An 18,416-nucleotide genomic window follows, 5' to 3' on the forward strand; every position below is an offset into this window, starting at 1 on the left:
GTACCCAAAAAAACAAGAGATGTTTAATATATTCATGAAGCGGCCAGTCTTCGCGATAGTCATATCTGTTATGATTATCTTCATGGGCGTACTGGCCATCAATACCCTGCCGACCTCGCAGTTCCCTTCTATTGCGCCGCCCCGGGTAATCGTTAGTGTATCTTACCCCGGCGCCAGTGCCGACGTGTTGGTAAAGTCTGTACTCATCCCCATGGAAAAAGCCGTGAACGGTGTACCGGGCATGAAGTACATGACTTCCGATGCCACCAGTGCGGGTGAGGCCAACATTCAAGTAGTATTCGATCTTGGTACCGATCCCAACCAGGCGGTGGTGAACGTTAAGAACCGTATCGAGCAGGTGACCAACAGGTTGCCCATCCTCGTACAGCGGGAAGGTATCATCGTTAACATTCTTCAGCCAAACATGTTGATGTATGTTAACGTGTACAGTAAAGACCCCAAGGCTGATGAGAAGTTCCTGTACAACTATGCCAACGTTAATATCTTAAATGAATTAAAGCGTGTAACGGGTGTAGGTAACGCGCAGATCCTCGGTAGCCGTCAATACGCGATGCGTGTGTGGCTGAAACCCGACCGGATGCGCGCTTACAATGTGTCTACTGAAGAAGTGATGGAAGCGCTGGGCAGCCAGAGTATCATCGGTTCTCCCGGCCGTTTGGGCCGAAGCGACGGTAAGCGTTCAGAAGCCTTGGAATATGTATTGACTTACAAGGGCCGGTATAACCAGCCGGAACAATACAAGGATGTGATTATCCGCGCCAACTCCAATGGTGAATTGCTGCACCTGAAAGATGTAGCCGATGTGGAGCTGGGTAGTGAGTATTATGATATCTATTCCAACCTGAACGGTCACCCCTCTGCGGCGATCGTATTGAAGCAGACCTATGGTAGTAACGCCAGTGATGTAATCAAGGCCATCAAGGAAAAGCTGAATGAGATCAAGGCCAGTTCTTTCCCTCCGGGCATGGACTACGAGATCAGTTATGACGTATCTACCTTCCTCGATGCTTCTATCGAAAAGGTGTTGCATACATTGGGTGAGGCCTTCATATTGGTGGCCATCGTGGTGTTCCTGTTCTTAGGCGACTGGCGCTCTACCCTCATCCCTACGCTGGCGGTGCCCGTATCGCTGGTGGGTTCGTTCTTCTTTATGCAGCTCTTTGGTTTGAACATCAACCTCATCACCTTGTTCGCGCTGGTACTGGCTATCGGTATCGTGGTGGACAACGCGATCGTTGTTATTGAAGCTGTACACGCCAAGATGCATGAAGAGAATCTTTCGCCTTACCAGGCCACTTACAGGGTGGTGCATGAGATCAGCGGCGCCATCGTGGCCATTACGTTTGTAATGACCGCGGTGTTTATCCCCGTTGCCTTCATGTCGGGCCCGGTGGGTATCTTCTACCGACAGTTCTCCATCACCATGGCCACGGCCATCGTACTATCGGGTGTGGTGGCGTTAACGCTTACGCCGGTACTTTGCGCTATTCTATTGAAGAATAATCATGGCAAGCCCAAGAAGAAGAGCCCGATCGATAAAATGCTCGATGCTTTCAACAGAGGCTTTGAGAAACTCACGGGCCGGTATGCAGGGTTGCTGAAACTGATTGCCAACCGACGCGTGATCACTTTTGGCATGTTGCTGGCGTTTGGCTTCGGCATATTCGGTATTGGTAAGGGATTGCCTGCGGGCTTCATCCCCAACGAAGACCAGGGTATGATCTACGCCATCATTCAAACGCCTCCGGGCTCCACGCTTGAAAGGACTAACCACCTGGCGCATGAGGTACAGGAGATCGCAGAGCATGTGGAAGGTATTCAGTCTGTTTCGGCGCTGGCAGGTTATGAGGTGTTGACGGAAGGGCGTGGTTCCAACGCCGGTACCTGCTTGATCAACCTGAAAAACTGGTCAGAACGTAAACATTCAGTCAATGAGATCATCCATGAGCTGGAAGAAAAGACACACGAAATACCCGGCGCGACCATCGAGTTCTTCGGACCTCCCGCCGTACCCGGTTATGGTGCTGCTGGTGGTTTCGCGCTGCGCTTACTGGATAAAACAAACAGTGATGACTTCACGAGTATGGAGAAAGTGAACGACGACTTCATGGCTGCCTTGAAGCAGCGCAAGGAGTTGACGGGTTTATTCACCTTCTTCAGTGCCAACTATCCTCAATATGACCTGGAGATCGACAACCAGGCTGCGATGCAAAAGGGCGTTTCCATTGGTAAAGCGATGGACAACCTCTCTGTATTGATCGGTAGTAGTTATGAGCTTGGCTTTATCCGATTCGGTACTTATTTCAAAGTATTCGTTCAGGCTTCTCCGGAATACAGGGCGCTGCCTGATGACCTGATGAAACTGTATGTAAAGAATGATCATGATGAGATGGTACCTTATTCTGCTTTCATGAAGATCAAGAAGTCGCATGGTCTGAATGAGATCACCCGCTACAATATGTACAACTCATCGGCGATCAGGGGTGAGCCCGCTCCCGGCTACAGTAGTGGTGAAGCCATCCAGATCATTCAGGAGGTAGCAGCCAAAACATTGCCCCGTGGTTATGCCATCGACTGGGAAGGTCTTTCCAAAGATGAAGCAGGACGCGGCAATGAAGCGGTCATTATTTTCGCGATCGTGTTAGGGTTCGTATACCTGATCCTTGCGGCTCAATACGAAAGCTTCCTGTTACCATTTGCCGTAATCCTTTCGCTGCCTGCTGGTGTGTTCGGTTCGTTCCTGCTGATCAAAGCGATGGGACTGGCCAACGATATCTATGCGCAGGTGGGTCTGGTAATGCTGGTGGGTCTGTTGGGTAAGAACGCGGTGTTGATCGTGGAGTTTGCCGTGCAGAAACACCGGGCAGGCTCTACCGTACTGGAAGCGGCCATCGAAGGCGCCAAAGTGCGTTTCCGCCCGATCCTGATGACTTCGCTGGCCTTCATTGCCGGTTTGATACCGCTGTTGTTCGCAACAGGTCCGGGCGCTATTGGTAACCGTACCATCGGTGCGTCTTCTGCAGGTGGTATGTTGCTGGGTACTGTATTCGGGGTGATCGTCATTCCGGGATTGTACTATGTGTTTGGCAAGATGGCAGAAAAGCGGAAGCTGATTAAAGACGAGGAAGAAAATCCCTTAACAGAAGAAATCGATCACAATGTTTAGAAACAAATTATATACTTATTTAGGGATAGGCTGTATTGCGCTCGCGTATGCAGCTTGTAAGGTGCCCGTTTTAACAGGGAAAACGGAGAACAAGTCGCTGCCTGCGGCTTACGGCAACTCTCAGGATACGACCAACCCGGCATCGATCCAATGGCGTGCTTACTTCACCGATCCCAATCTCGCTACCCTGATCGATACGGCTTTGAAGAACAACCAGGAGCTCAATATCACCTTGCAGGAGATCGAGATCGCCCGGAATGAGATACAGGCGCGTAAAGGGGAGTATTTACCTTTCGTTAATATACGAGGCGGAGCTGGTCTTGAAAAACCAGGCCGGTATACCATGCAGGGGGCTACTGAGAAGAACATCGAGATCAAGCCGGGTAAAGAAACGCCTGATCCCCTACCCGATTTTACGGTAGGTGTGTATGCTACGTGGGAAGTAGATATCTGGCACAAACTGCGCAATGCCAAGAAAGCAGCTGTGACAAGGTACCTTGCTACGGTAGAGGGCAGGAACTTCGTAATCACTACGCTGATCGCAGAAATCGCCAACTCTTATTATGAATTGCTGGCGCTCGATAATCAGCTGGCTATCGTGAAGCAAAATATCGACATCCAGACCAATGCGTTGGAAATCGTGAAGGCGCAGAAGGAAGCTACGCGTGTTACGGAACTGGCTGTGAAGAAGTTTGAGGCGGAAGTATTCAAGACACGCAGTCTTCAATATGATATCCTGCAGCAGATCACGGAAGCAGAGAACAGGATCAATTTCCTGCTGGCGCGCGCGCCGCAGCCTATTGTGCGGAATGCCCAAAGCTTCGATACGGCACTACCCGGAGATATCCATGCTGGCCTGCCATCACAGCTGCTGGCCAACAGACCTGATATCAAGCAGGCTGAGCTGGAACTGGCAGCTGCCAAAATAGATATCCAGGTGGCCAAGGCGCAGTTCTATCCTTCATTGGGTATTTCTGCCGGTATCGGTTACCAGGCTTTCAATCCGGCCTACCTCGTAAGAACACCAGAGTCGATATTGTATTCACTGGCTGGTGAATTAATGGCGCCATTGGTCAATAAGAATGCGATCAAGGCTACTTATTTCAATGCCAATGCAAAACAGATACAGGCGGTGTACAACTATGAACGTACTATCCTGAAGGCCTATGTGGAAGTGGCTAATCAGTTGGCGAAGATCGGCAACCTGAAAAACAGTTACGATCTGAAGTCTAAGCAAGTAGAGGCACTTACGCAATCCATCAACATTTCAAACGACCTGTTCAAATCGGCTCGTGCCGATTATATGGAGGTGTTGATGACACAACGTGATGCGCTTGAATCGAAGTTTGAACTGATCGAAACCAGGAAGCAGCAGATGAATGCCATGGTGAACATCTACCAGGCATTAGGCGGTGGCTGGAATTAAGATTGTGTTTTAATAGGGTTTTTAAGGATGGCCTGCTTTTGCAGGCCATTTTTTTAATGCTCTACTTAATCATTTGTGTTAAGATTAGGGTACCGCTTTTGAAAAATGCCGTGTTCTCTGCATCTTCGCGGAACGACCGCATTTGTTCAAAGCTATTTTTATTGACCAACCACAGCCAACATAGCCCTGTATCACAGGAGGAAGAAAAGCAATTATTCAGCCGGGTAGCCACTGGTGATGAGAAGGCTTTTGAGCAATTATTCCATCTATTCTTATCGAGGCTGCATCCCTTTATTCTTAAACTCACCCGCTCGGAGCATGCAGCGCAAGAGGTGATACAGGAAACTTTCATCCGGGTGTGGCTCAACCGGGATAAGCTGGACAGCATCGATAATCCGGGCGGCTGGCTGTTTAAGGTAGCTTCCAATGAGTGTTACACTTACCTCCGGAAAAGCATGCTGGTTAATAAGTTCTCCCAGGAACTTTCTGTTGAACCAGCCCCGCTGGATACTACGCATGAATACCTTGATGCACGAGAGCTGAACCGGCTTATTGGGGAAGCCGTGGAATTGCTGCCGCCACAACGCCGGAGGATATACCAGCTAAGCCGGCATGAAGGCAAGACCATCCCTGAGATCGCCGATGAGTTGCAGCTATCGCCCAGCACCGTCAAGAATGCCCTTGTCACTTCTTTAAAGTCTATCCGGGAATACCTGGCTCAATCGGGTATCACGCTTTCGGTGCTTTTACTGCTGTTTGGCAAAAAATAAAAAAGTTTTCGGGCCGATAGTCCTAATTGGCTGCCCGTGCTTCTTATTATAGGGAGCAGGCAACAATGCCTTCCCTACTCACTAACATGGAAAAGCAACGGTTAACTTATTTATTACAACAACACCTCGCCGGTAGCCTCTCAGCCGAAGAGCAACAGGAGCTTAGTATGCTGTTGCAGGCTGATGCTGACCGGGAATTGTTCAATACGGTGCTGGCTGACCTGATGCAGCAGGAAACGCCGGCTGTGCCTGCTAACCCGGCTGTGTGGCAACAAATGGTACAGGACATCGTAGCTATCGACAGGCCATCTGCTACGCCGGTCAAAACCATTGCGCGGAGAACGCTCCCTATATACCGGTGGGCTGCAGCGGCGGCTGTATTGTTGTTGATCAGCACGGTGGTCTATTTCTTCATCAACCGGCAAGGGCCTGACATTACAAGTGTACAAAAGAATATCCCTTCACTGGCGCTCACACCGGTGGCGAAAAGCATGCTTACACTCCCGGATGGCACTCAGTTGATGCTTGACGAAGCAAAGAACGGAACCATTGCCACGCTGGGCACTGTCACCATTACCAAACAGGATAACCGGATCACTTATACCGGCGCCGGTGCTGCTGATACCAGCAGCTATCATGTGATCTCTACCGCACGCGGCAGTGAATACGAAGTGGTGCTCAGTGATGGCAGCCAGGTGTGGCTCAACGCCGCTTCTTCTTTTCGCTTCCCTACTGCTTTTGCCAATGCAGCGCGGATCGTAGACTTATCGGGCCAGGCATGGTTTGATGTGCAACATGCCGCTCAGCATCCTTTCCTCGTTCACTCGGGTTCTTTCACCACTTCTGTATTAGGAACTGCTTTCGACATCAAGGATTATCCCGGAGAGAAAAGCAAAATTGTATCTGTTCAAAGGGGTAAAGTAAAAGTGGCCACCGCCGATACAACGCTGGCCATTCTTGAAAAGGGACAGCAGGTAAAGTTAATTGCTGATACAGTGGTACACCGCCAGGCTGTCGATACTGCACTGATAGCTGGCTGGAAACAGGGTGACCTGATCTATGATGATGAAGCACTGGAAACCGTTGTTGCTGACCTGCAAAGAGTATTCAAGGACTCCGTAACTATCAGAAATAACACCTTCAAGAAAGCACGAGTCACACTGCGCTTAGAGAAAAAAACTGGCATGCAGCGCGCACTGGAACTTTTATGCGCACTCATGGAAGTTCGCCTTTCAAAAAAGGATGGCATTTACATAATCGAATAAAAGCAATCTTATACTCAACCTTATGAAACGGATAATCATTTGTCTGTTACCCTTGCTCTGTGCCCTGTTGTCAACTTTCCGTACCCAGGGACAAGACATCAGTAAAGTAACCATCAACATCGAGCTCAACAATGCAACGCTGAAAGAGGCATTGGCGAAAATAGAAAAGCTCACGTCTTTTAAATTTACTTACAAAACGGCTGATGTTTCAGACATCAAGCACCTGCAGTATCATCAGCGACAAGTTTCTCTTAAGAAAGTACTGGATGATCTGTTGCTCAAAAACGGCTTGTATTATGAGCTGTTACAAAACACGATACTGGTAAAGAAACGCCGCCAGGCTTCTGAAATAGCTACTGTATTTGGTATTGTAACTGCCGCTCAATCCGGCGAAGCACTCATCGGCGCGACTATCAGCTTATCGGGCGATAACAGCTACACTACCGTTACCAATGCATATGGGTTTTATTCGCTCACGGTGCCTGCCGGTGAATATACACTGAGTGGATCGTTTGTGGGATTCAACAACCTGAGCGAGCAGGTAAGTGTCGATGAAAGCCACCGGCGCAATATAGGTCTGCAAGTAAAAGAAGCTGATACTTTGCAGGCGGTGATGGTGACTTCTTCGGGCAAGAAAAGCATGGTGCAAAATGTGGTAACCGGCAATCTCCGGCTGAGCACGGCGGAAATTAAAAAGATAGCCATGGGTGGCGGTGAGCCGGATGTGCTGAAAAGCCTGCAGTTCTTACCGGGCATTCAGGCTGCAGCGGAAGGGACTACCAATTTATCGGTGCGTGGAGGTTCCTACGATCAGAACCTGATCCTGTTAGACGAAGCGCCGGTGTATAATCCTACACACAGTCTTGGTTTCTTTTCTGCTTTTAATGCCGATGCCCTGAAGGATGTGGCTATTTATAAGGGTGTATTTCCTGCACAGTATGGCGGGCGTCTATCTTCTGTAATAGATATCCGCATGAAGGAAGGCAACAGTCAGCAGCACACATTCTCCGGTGGCGTTGGTTTAATCGCCAGCCGGCTTACTTATGAAGGGCCTATCAAAAAGGGGAAATCTTCTTTCATGATCTCCGGCAGGTACAGTAATACTGGTACCGTATTGAATACTGCTTATAAGTTGGGGATCATCGATGCCGGCACCAACAGTAACAAGATATCTTTCTACGACCTGAATGCAAAGTTCAATACGGTGCTTGGCAGCCACGACCGGCTTTATCTATCTGCTTATACAGGGCATGATAATTTTTATCTTTTTCCGCTCGATATGGGCACACGTATGAACTGGGGCAATACCACAGTAACCGCCCGTTGGAACCATATTTTCAATTCCCACTTATTTGCCAATACTTCTCTGCTGTACAGTAATTACAAGTACACACATTACATACTGGACGGCGCGCGTGATCTATCCTGGCGGGCCAATCTTAAGGAAGTAACCTTGAAGACTGATTTCGATTGGAGCACCAACAAGAATAGCTTGTTGAAATTCGGCGCCGGTATTACAGGGCAGGATGTGTTGCCCGGCAAAACGCTTCCCGATTCAGACCATTCACCGGCACAAAGTGTTGCACTGAACAATCGCAAGTCGGTGCAGGCGTTTGCTTACCTCAATCATGAACAGAAAATAAACAAAAGGATCAGTGTGTCTTATGGCATACGTGCCACCGGCTTTGCGGCGCTGGGTGATGCCATGGTGTACCGGTATAATGCCGATACCTCGGCTGTTGTGGACAGTACTTTTTATGGTAAGGGCAAGATCGTCAAGTCTTATTTTGGGGCTGAACCCAAGGCTACTGTCCGGTTCTTATTATCTACACTCACTTCATTGAAGGTTGCTTATGGCCGGAACTATCAATTCCAGCACCTGCTGACCAACTCTTCTGTAGGCCTTCCCTCTGATCTATGGATGCCTTCTGATGCTTATTTCAAGCCGCAGTATGCCGATCATTTTTCAGCAGGAATATACAGGTCTTTTGCCGGAGAGGCCTGGGAGGCCAGCATGGAGTTGTATTACCGGAAATCTTACAACGTGATCGATTACCGGGACAACGCAGAACTGTTTTTAAATGATAAAGTAGAGACGCAATTGTTGACCGGACAAGCCAAGGGTTATGGTGTGGAGTTGCTGGTGAAAAAGAATAAAGGCGTGGCCACCGGATGGATTAGTTACACTTTATCGAAGGCTTCGCGCCAGATCGATGGTATCAACAACGATGAATGGTACCCGGCCAGTTATGACCGGCGGCACAATCTTTCGGTGGTATACAATCAAACGCTCTCCAAAAGACTTAGCTTTTCGGCCAACTGGGTATTCCGTAGCGGCAACCGTACGACCATGCCGCTGGGCAGCTATGCTTTTAATGGAATGAGTTTCACCTATTATAGTACACGCAATGGTTATGCTTTACCTGCTCACCACCGGCTTGACCTTAGTGTGACCTGGCATGGCAAACTCAGAGAGAAAAGAAGATGGCAGGATGAATGGGTGCTCAGCGTTTACAATGTCTATAATCGGCAAAACGTAGTTGCCCTATTTGTAAGGCAAGATCCAGACAATTATTCCTACCTCAAACCGTACGCGGTATATCTCGGTGGGGTCATTCCTTCCATCACTTACAATTTTAAATTCTAAATGACAGTCATGCGTATTCAAGCATTTATAGTGAGTATTCTTTTTGTGATGGCCATTACAGGTTGTACCAAAGATTTTAATTTGGCCCAGGAAGCGGTAAAGCCTTTGTATGTTATCGAGGGAAGGATCAGTAATATGTGGGGCCCTTATTATGTGCGGGTCACGAAGTCGACCGGCCTGACAGCTAATCCCGATCCCTATTTTCCGTGGCGTGATAGTGCTGAAGCTGTACAAAACGCGCTGGTCATCATTACGGATGATGCCGGCATCAAGGATACGCTCATTCCCAGCCCACCCACTATCGACCGGTATGTATATTACTTCCGGGATTCTATCAACTATACTGGTCTCGATTCTGTCTTTACCACGGTAGACGATCGTGCTACTACACATGAACGTGGGTATTACCATACTACGAAAATAAAAGGTCTACCGGGCCATACTTATCACCTCGAAGTGCAGATCAACGATACGGTATTCCGGTCTTCGGCCTATATGCCACCAGTGGCGCCGTTGGAGCGCGTGGAATGGGTAAGGGATACAACGCTTAGCCCGTACCTGAACTCGGGCACTGTAGCGGTGGCCTGGTTCAAAGACCCTCCCAATGAAAAGAACTATTATGCACTCAAACGTAGCCTCACACTTAATGCCTACCGGTATGACTATGCTCTGGCGCCGGGCATTTATTCTCATGCTACTTTCAATGTGCTTCCTTATTATGTTTTCGATGACAGGTTATTAACTGGCGAGACAAGTTCCGCTGCTGTTCGTGAACTGCCTTTGAATATTCAATATCCTATTGTGCCCGAAGGGCATTACCCTTACATCGATTATTATCCTTACGTACGATATTCCGGCACACCCTTGCAGATCAGGCTGCATTCTTTAACCAAAGAGGCTTACGATTATTTCAATACCACGAACAAGCAGTTAGAGACCAATGGAAACATCTACAAGCCGGCGCCGGCTTCAGCCCGGAGCAATATCAGTGGCGGAGCGCTGGGGCTATTTTATGCCACTACTATTTCCGATAAGCTGATCTATTCCTGGTAAGCATCGCTCCCGATCGTTGTCCGCAAATTTTGTCTACTTACACGCCAAATACCTTAGTCCTACCCTTAGGAAATTAAAAAGCGCCCTGCACTCAGGGTGCTTTTTGGCTTCTGTTACAGGATACACTATATTGCATTTTTATTTGATACATGTCGATCGCTCCCTTGACCCGCCAACACGCACTGTGGTTGATGTTGTTCCTCATTGCAGCTATTCCCTGCAAAGCGGACACCTTGACGCTTCGAACGGCTGAACAGGTAGCTCAAAAGACCTCGCTCAATCCTTACGCTACCATCTGGGAAGATCCTACTAATTCGTCCGACACGGCCACTGCCCGCCAACACTTTGCTCAGTTTGTTTCCCTTGACAGTCTTGTTCAGCAATCGGCTGTTAGCTTTTACTGGCTCCGTATTCCTGTTAAGAATGCAACCGGGGCAACTGCCGACATGATGCTCTCTTTCAGAAGCCTCACTTTTGTGGATGTATATCTGTATCAGGGGAATCGTTGTATACTCTATCGGCAGGCTGGTGCTTTCCAAAAGCGCAGCCGGCTTGCTGCCCAGGATGGCAGGCTTTATACTTTATTGCCTTTGCAGGCAGGCCAATCTTATGAACTGCTGCTAAAGGTGCACCATACCAAGCATTACTCACCGTCATTCAATTTCTACCTGCAACAAAAGGATCCTTTTCTAAGTCAGCTGCATACTATGCAACTGATCGATGCCTGGTCGCAGGGGGCCGTGGCGGTGTTCCTCATCTATACCATCTTATCCTGGCTGGTGAGCCGCTTCCGGCCTTATCTCTGGCTGTTGTGTTACATGACCGGTATCGGCTTATACGGGATTGCCACGGGTGGCTATCTCATCGAGTGGTTTTTCCCTGAAAATCCTTTCATGGGCTGGCTGTTCAACGTCACTTTTGTTCACCTCGGCAGCTTTGGTATTTATATGTTGTTGATCGATTTCTGGCAGATGAAGCAGCATAATCCCAAGTTGTATAAGATCGGCAGGATATTGATCGTGGAACTGATACTGCTCACCATTACGGGCCTTTGCATCGATTACTTTACCGGCAATTTCAACCTGGCCAACAATATCAACTTGTGGTCTTTTGCCATTCCTTTCAGTTTTATCATCGCTTCTTTGTGGCTGTGCTGGCACCGGCTCACCCGTGCGCAACGGTATATGGCTTATGGGCTATTGCTATTCTTTGCAGGCGCGCTCATCATTGTATTCAGTTCGGCTTTCCTGCGGGAGAGGTCGCTACAGTTTGCTCCTTATATCACCAACTTTACCACGCTGGCCATCTTCCTGCTTTTTGCAACGGGCCTGAAGGAAGAGCTGCGGCAGCATGAAATAGACAAGCATGCGGCGCTTAAAGAGCTCAACCGCCTGCAGCTATACCAGAATGCCATCCTGGAACAAAAGGTGGAAAACCGTACTTCTGAGCTGCGGGTATCCAATCAGCATCTTACTGAACAACAGGCTTTGCTGGCTGACAGGAATATCAAGATCGAAACGCTGATCAATGAACTGAACCACCGGGTAAAGAACAACCTGCAATTATTGTATGGCCTCAGCAGCCTGCAGGTGCCGATGGTGAGCGATGAGGCCTCCCGCGAAATCCTGAAGGGCAATATGGCCAAGATCAAGGCCATGATGCTGGTAAATGAAAAGTTGTTGTGGTTCGACGAAAAGTCATCGGTACATATTCAACAGTTTACGTCTGAGATCACTGATCACCTGCAACGTATTTATGATACGCAGAACAAGGTAAATATTCAGCTGGATGTACATCATGGCATTCAGCTTCAGGGTAAATACGCGCTGTCGTTTGGCCTTATTCTGGCAGAATTATTGACGAATTCTTTCAAGTATGCTTTTGGTGAGTACCACGAGCATCCTATTATTAACATAAACATTCAACACGTAGACTTGCGCACCATGCAGTTTATGTATGCCGATAATGGTATAGGAATGGAAAAGGGATCGTCGGGCTATCCTGCCACGATGGGTATTTCGCTGGTCCATGATCTTACCCGGCAAATGAATGGAAAAATATCCGTGGAAAATGGCCACGGGTTGACTTATCAGTTTTTAATTCCTGTATAATTATGGTACGCGTACTGATCATTGAAGATGAGATCATCATAGCCCGCTTTATAGAGCAACAACTGGTATCGGGCTTTTCCTGTACTACCCGCATTGCGGTATCGACAAGCGAGGCCAAGGCGGCGATGCCGCAATTGCTACCTCACCTCTTATTGTGCGACATCAACCTGCAGGGTGACCAATCGGGTATTGACCTCATTACCGAACTGCGTCGTGAATATGCTTTTGAAGTCATCTATATCACTTCTTATCAAAACCGGGGTATCATCGAGCAGGCTTCTGCTACGAACCCCGCCAACTACATTATCAAGCCAGTAGACGAGGCCCAGCTTTTTGCCGGTGTACAACTGGTGATGAACAGGATACAACAACACCCTACTGCCGGTGAAAAAATCTCCAATGCAGCCAGTCAGTTCAACGCTACCGAGCTGAATATTTTACAACTCATCAGTGAGCAAAAGACCACCAAGGATATTGCCCAGGCACTTTTTCTCAGTCCTTATACCATCAAGAATCATCGCCACACTATTTGCCGCAAGCTGCAGTTGGAAGAGGGCAACAATGCTTTGTTGAAGTGGGCGATGCAAAACAGCCAGTTGATAGCGCAAGGTATACGGGCGCTGGAGTCGCAGCAGAAATAGATACTTGTTGCCTACGGCAATGCTATTGCCAAAGGCAATGGAATAGGGCTGCGAGGCTACAAGCCTCGCAGAGCTTCGCGCTTCGCAATCCCTTAGCGCTGCAGATCACTATCTACACGGTTCAGTCTGGCCGCTTTGAGCGGCCTGACTACTTGTTCTTATTTGAATAGGCCGGTATTGCTGATGAAAGCTACACGTTTGCTGTCGGGGCTCCAGGAGGGGGTGTTGATGGTGCCCTGGCCTCCGTATAAATAAGCAATCACTTTTGGTGCACCGCCGCTCATTGGCATCAGGCGCAGCATTACTCTTTTGTAAAATGGATGGTCATCGGGATTGATTGTAGTAGGGAAAGAAATAAATACGATCCATTTGTTATCGGGTGATATGTGGGGGAACCAGTTGTTGTACTCATCAAAGGTGATCTGCTCCTGCGCGCTGCCGTCTGTTTTCATGCGCCACAATTGCATGGTGCCGCTCTGGTTGGCGTTGTAATAGATATACTTTCCGTCTGGTGAATACTCAGGGCCATCAGACAAGCCGGTCTTGTTGGTGGTGAGGGCCACTTCCGGTCCTCCGTTGATAGACTTTTTGTAAATATTGTATGCGGGAATCTTGCTTGAACGCAAAGCTGTATAGACGAGGTCTTTTCCATCTACACTCCATCCATGCAAATAGGAAGGTGTACTATCGGTGACCAGTATTGGCTCGCCGCCTGTCAGGGGTAAGTAATAAACTGTAGATCCCCCTCCCGGCATTCCATCTCGGTGATGGCTGATGCCCAGCTTCTTTCCATCAAAGGAGATAACATGGTCATTGTTGTTGCGGTTGGCGAATCCTGTATTCAGCTTCTCCGGTGTGCCGCCTTCTATGGGTATGGTGTACAATGAACCGCCTTTATTGAATAATAGCTTCTTTCCATCAGGCATCCAGTTGGGTGCTTCCAGCCTGCCATCGTCTTCATGGATAATTGTTCTCTTGCCATCAAATACATTCAACAGTTCGAGGCGGCTGGCCAGTATGCCATCGCGGTATCCGTTGTGTATATCGGGTACTGTTTTCTCGATGCGTACATTCCAGGCCATGCCTTCTTCCATCACACTCGCGTTGTGGCTGCAAATGAATAGTCCTGCCAGGGCATCATCCGGCATATCGATGCTATCGGTGCGGCCTACTTCCTGTAATGGTTCGCCGGGATTGGCCATGCGCATGATGAATGTTCTGCCTGTGCGTTCCAGTTGCAAAATGGTTGAGTGCTTCTTTATGGTAGCGCGCTGGTCGTGGGGATCGCGCATGGATGCTCCTTTAGCCCGGCGCCATTGCAATACTGTGAGCCCATCGCCATGAACTACGGCACTCATGTGCGCAGCATCTTCCTGCTCACCTGCACGCACCATCCAGCCTATTTTGCGATGTGGGTCGGTACCAGCACCTAACAGTTTTACATGGGCCGTGAGTATGAAATCGCCATTGACCTTGCGCCAGGCATACTGGAATTCGTCGCGGTTGAACCAGATGTTGTATCCGCCGCCTTTGAGGTTATAGGATTGGTCCTTACTGTTCCAGGTTACAGCGCCTTTGATAGCAGGGTTACCGATATCGGCGTTGCGCTGAAAAATGCCTATGGTACCGGATTGTGCCATTAAAGGGATGTAACACAATAGCATAGCAGTTATGGTCAGGTATTTCATAATGGAAGCATGTGGGTTTGCGTATCCCCTAATTTACCAATCCTCTTTTGTTGTTGTTACCATAACCGCACTATTAATTAAAATAGTGCATGTAGTGTGAATACTACTAAAAGGGTATTGTAGCGGCCTGTGTCTGTCCTACCTTTACGGTCCTACCTTTTAAGCCTGTTTTTCCTGCCGCAACGTACCCGGCCCTGCCGGCCTTCTATCTTTTTATTGTACTTAACCTTTAAAGCATATTTATATGCCTCAACCTTCTGTATACCTCGGCAAGATCAGGAATGCTTTACCGCTGAAACAAGCCATGCAAACTTCGGCATTGGCAGAACGCCCTTCTCCTGTTGCCGTTAAATTCGATTATGACCGGGAGGCCGTGCTGGACCTGGGCCACCGGCGTGCAACTGTGTGGGCCGACATGCTTGACTACCTGCAGGTGAATAACAGGCCTGTATACGTGGAGATCGACCCTGATACCAATTTCATTATCAAGTTGTACATACCCAAGGCTGCCAACGTCATACAAATCCAGCCTTCGGACAATGAGCAAGTTGTGTACATCGGCTTGAGCACTTCCCAAGCTACTCATTACCTGAACCGGCATCACCCGGACTTTCCGCATATGCTGGATGCATTGCAGCAGGCCAAGGATACGGATACAACGATATTGGTGACTGCCACGCACCAGGATTTCGAGATCATCGATGTGCGGCCGTTGCCTCCCTCCTATGGTAATGAAGGTCCCCCGGAGCCTCCCCCACCGCCGGTTCCGGACCCTCCGGTTAGCTGGGACAGGGCGGTGGAGCTGTTCAACATGATGAATGCCGATACTTGTACACCGTGTTCGGCTACCAGCCCTTGCATTCCTTTCAAGTACCCACGGGATGGTTGCTGGATCAGGGCGCACCTGATGTGTTACAAGCTTATCGCAGAAGGGGAAACTCCTGAAAAGATATGGATAACGGGTAGTGGCGGGCTCAGCCTGATCGCCGCTTCTTCCAATGTACCAGACTGTGGAGTAAAATGGTTCTGGCACGTAGCTCCTACGCTCATGGTGACACCTGAAGGTGGCGGGGCGGATGTTAAAATGGTGATCGATCCTTCATTGTGTACGGAACCAGTAACCGTGGACTTCTGGAAAGGACTGCAAAGTGATCCTGCTGCTACGCTTACTCCTTCTTCCTGGGATGCGTATAGTTATCTCGCCTCAGGTACTGCTTCTCAATCAACAGCAGACAGCCAGATGGAGATGTATAGGTTATTCCTGAATGAATTGTGTGCCGACTATGGGCCTTCGCCTTATTCGTGCCCAATCGTAAAGAAATGTTTTTTCATCATCGACCGGAGTACTATTTCAAAGGATGAAGTGGACGCCATGTTGTTTACCAGCAATCCTGCAGTAATAGAGGCTGCTTTATATGTGGTAGTTGAAGGCTTTACGCCTGCTGAGTTGGGCATTACCTCAGCCACCTTATCGGGGATACCGAATATACACCCCAATTTAACGCCTACCTCTCCCGTAGCGCAAATGACCATTGGGCTGATGCCTAACCTGGGACTGGAGTATCCTACCAAGTTCAATCGCCCGCAGCGCATTACGTGGAAATATCAGATCAGCTTTACAGGTTCTACAGGGTTTGTGGCTGAGCTGGCGGAAATAAATCTGTCGGCATCTATCAGCACAGTCATGGGCACCTCCAAGCTCTACCTGATCAAACAGCCTAATCCTTATGAAATAGATGGAGCTACTTCGTGGTTGAGTACTGACCTCCGTGTATTCCAGATCAGAACGGGTGAATCGAAGTTCAATGCCGCCATGGCTGCTGATGGTTCTGCTTTCATTACCAATGTGATCAATAATCTCAATACGGGCAACACCGCCGGACAAACTTTCGAAGGGAATATTTCTACCGATCAACAGACTTCGCGGCTGGAGCTTTCGCAATCGATAGGTGGTGTGAACGTATACAACTTTGCCGTGGCCAAAGTGCGTTACCGGGCTTTATCTGTTTCGGCTACCAATGTGCGTGTATTCTTCCGTCTGTTCCAAACTTCTTCGACTTCGATGGAGTTTAACCAGGGTACTACTTACCGTCGTACCACGCAAGGTGGCAGCACCAAGCCGCTGCTGGGTATAGTTGGTGGCGAGACTGTAACTATCCCTTGTTTTGCTGCGCCACGCGTGGATACACTAACTACCTCAATGGCTGATCAATCTGATCCTGCTAACGTACAAGTTCTTCCTCCTAATGCTGGTGGGGCTGAAGTGGTGCGGTATTTTGGGTGCTGGCTCGATATCAACCAAACACAACAGCACTTTCCGGTAAATCCTGCATCACCCATCGACGGCCCTTATCCCTCAGCAAGCCGGAAGTCGATACAGGAACTTGTTCGTAATGAACATCAGTGTCTCGTGGCAGAGATCGCTTTCGATCCTATACCTATTCCTGCAAACGCATCGCCCTCCACATCGGATAAGCTGGCGCAAAGGAACCTGGCTATTGTGCAATCTGATAATCCCGGAGCTATTGCTTCGCACCGTATTCCGCATACTTTCGAGATCAAGCCTACGCGGGCCAGGCAGGGCAGTGAAGAACTGCCTGATGAGATCATGGTCGACTGGGGCAATACACCTATTGGCTGTGCAGCCACTTTGTATATTCCCGGCATCGATACGAATGATATCCTGGCGTTGGCCATCAAACATTACCGCCATCATGAGCTCGTGCGCATCGATGCGCATACACTGCGCTGTGAAACTGGTGGCATCACTTATATTCCTATACCCGCTGGTGAAGGCGCCAATTACGCTTCGCTCATCTCTATCGATCTGCCTTCGAACGTGAAGAAGGGGCAATCTTTTACTACCGTGATCCACCAGATAACGGGCAATGTACCCAGAGAACCGCTGACGCATGTTGGTGAAGCCAGTGTACCACTGCGTGGACGACGTGTGCTTGGTTCTTTCCAACTTACCATGCCTGTTACCACGAAGGAGCATATGCTGGTGCATGAAGAGATCCTGCTTTCGAACCTGCGCTGGATATTGCGGGCTATTCCGCTCAACAATCGCTGGCATCCTGTATTCAACCGGTATGTGAACATTATCGGTAGCCGCGTGGATGCATTGGGTGGTGATTCGAGCATTGTTGTAGCCTCTCCTGCCGGCGACTGGAAAGAGAAGCGTAGTAAGTGTAATAACCTGCGGCTCTTGACCATCGTGTTGCTGATCATGCTGATCGTAGCATTGGGCGCCCTGAGTGATCAATTGCCGCTTATCGTTGGCGCTGTTGTGGCTGCCCTGCTTATCGCAGCCGGCACCTATTGGATCAAGCATTGCAAACCTGATAAAGGGCGCATGCTGAAAGCACTGCTTATTGGATCTGCCTATGGTGCTGTGATCCTCGGCGGGCTTTTGATCGGTGGGCTACGTACGCCGCAGCTGGTGGGAGTGCTTATAGCCAGTGCTGTTGTTGCGCTTGTGGCAGCGGTCTTTAGTCGTGGGCGCAGTTGATAGGCTGGTTGACTTACCAGGCACAAGTACGCAGCCACACAAAGCCAGGCTGCATACTTGCGCCAGTTAGTGTGAAACAGCCATATCCCAGGTGACACTTTTTGAAAAGGTGTCACT

At 49.0% G+C, this 18,416-nt stretch carries 10 protein-coding genes; 9 read left to right on the forward strand and 1 reads right to left on the reverse strand.

Translation table 11 applies throughout. From position 1 onward, the window contains the following. Window positions 1-19: 19 nt before the first annotated feature. The 8 genes from AC5JBY_RS23015 to AC5JBY_RS23050 all read left to right on the forward strand — a co-directional run bounded on the left by AC5JBY_RS23015 (window position 20) and on the right by AC5JBY_RS23050 (window position 13,100). Entirely contained in the window at window positions 20-3,187 is a 3,168-nt protein-coding gene (locus tag AC5JBY_RS23015) for an efflux RND transporter permease subunit (RefSeq protein ID WP_495907010.1), read from the forward strand. Then, window positions 3,180-4,613 carry a TolC family protein gene (locus AC5JBY_RS23020; RefSeq protein WP_495907011.1) on the forward strand — a complete coding sequence of 478 codons (1,434 nt, stop codon included), beginning with the start codon at window positions 3,180-3,182 and terminating at the stop codon, window positions 4,611-4,613. Before AC5JBY_RS23015 ends, AC5JBY_RS23020 begins: the two co-directional genes overlap by 8 nt. 161 nt (window positions 4,614-4,774) lie before the next feature. Beyond that, a complete protein-coding gene (locus tag AC5JBY_RS23025; protein ID WP_495907012.1) occupies window positions 4,775-5,383 on the forward strand; it encodes an RNA polymerase sigma factor in 609 nt (202 codons plus the stop codon). An 86-nt stretch (window positions 5,384-5,469) separates the two neighbouring features. Then, window positions 5,470-6,648, forward strand: coding sequence for a FecR family protein (locus tag AC5JBY_RS23030; protein ID WP_495907013.1), 1,179 nt, complete (start codon window positions 5,470-5,472; stop codon window positions 6,646-6,648). Between the two features lie 22 nt (window positions 6,649-6,670). Further along, entirely contained in the window at window positions 6,671-9,295 is a 2,625-nt protein-coding gene (locus AC5JBY_RS23035) for a TonB-dependent receptor (protein ID WP_495907014.1), read from the forward strand. Between the two features lie 9 nt (window positions 9,296-9,304). Continuing rightward, a complete protein-coding gene (locus tag AC5JBY_RS23040; RefSeq protein WP_495907015.1) occupies window positions 9,305-10,348 on the forward strand; it encodes a DUF4249 domain-containing protein in 1,044 nt (347 codons plus the stop codon). A gap of 149 nt (window positions 10,349-10,497) precedes the next feature. Further along, complete coding sequence (locus tag AC5JBY_RS23045; RefSeq protein ID WP_495907016.1) at window positions 10,498-12,459, forward strand: 7TM diverse intracellular signaling domain-containing protein; 1,962 nt, start codon at window positions 10,498-10,500, stop codon at window positions 12,457-12,459. 2 nt (window positions 12,460-12,461) lie between these two features. After that, window positions 12,462-13,100, forward strand: coding sequence for a response regulator (locus tag AC5JBY_RS23050; protein WP_495907017.1), 639 nt, complete (start codon window positions 12,462-12,464; stop codon window positions 13,098-13,100). A gap of 158 nt (window positions 13,101-13,258) precedes the next feature. Here the strand turns inward: AC5JBY_RS23050 and AC5JBY_RS23055 are convergent, their stop codons facing one another. Next, window positions 13,259-14,788, reverse strand: a complete 1,530-nt coding sequence (locus AC5JBY_RS23055; protein ID WP_495907018.1) for a TolB family protein — start codon at window positions 14,786-14,788, stop codon at window positions 13,259-13,261. Between the two features lie 244 nt (window positions 14,789-15,032). On the opposite strand from AC5JBY_RS23055, the gene AC5JBY_RS23060 reads away from it, so the two are divergent. Further along, the gene (locus AC5JBY_RS23060; RefSeq protein ID WP_495907019.1) at window positions 15,033-18,299 is read left to right on the forward strand and encodes a protein-glutamine glutaminase family protein; all 3,267 of its coding nucleotides are present in this window, start codon (window positions 15,033-15,035) and stop codon (window positions 18,297-18,299) included. Window positions 18,300-18,416 lie beyond the last annotated feature (117 nt).

The organism is Paraflavitalea sp., assembly GCF_059502485.1.

Bases quoted from the DNA above. Each gene is read 5' to 3' on its own strand.
- AC5JBY_RS23045 (WP_495907016.1), top strand. From the start codon at position 10,498: ATGTCGATCGCTCCCTTGACCCGCCAACACGCACTGTGGTTGATGTTG.
- AC5JBY_RS23040 (WP_495907015.1), top strand. From the start codon at position 9,305: ATGCGTATTCAAGCATTTATAGTGAGTATTCTTTTTGTGATGGCCATT.
- AC5JBY_RS23055 (WP_495907018.1), bottom strand. From the start codon at position 14,788: ATGAAATACCTGACCATAACTGCTATGCTATTGTGTTACATCCCTTTA.
- AC5JBY_RS23050 (WP_495907017.1), top strand. From the start codon at position 12,462: ATGGTACGCGTACTGATCATTGAAGATGAGATCATCATAGCCCGCTTT.
- AC5JBY_RS23020 (WP_495907011.1), top strand. From the start codon at position 3,180: ATGTTTAGAAACAAATTATATACTTATTTAGGGATAGGCTGTATTGCG.
- AC5JBY_RS23030 (WP_495907013.1), top strand. From the start codon at position 5,470: ATGGAAAAGCAACGGTTAACTTATTTATTACAACAACACCTCGCCGGT.
- AC5JBY_RS23060 (WP_495907019.1), top strand. From the start codon at position 15,033: ATGCCTCAACCTTCTGTATACCTCGGCAAGATCAGGAATGCTTTACCG.
- AC5JBY_RS23035 (WP_495907014.1), top strand. From the start codon at position 6,671: ATGAAACGGATAATCATTTGTCTGTTACCCTTGCTCTGTGCCCTGTTG.
- AC5JBY_RS23015 (WP_495907010.1), top strand. From the start codon at position 20: ATGTTTAATATATTCATGAAGCGGCCAGTCTTCGCGATAGTCATATCT.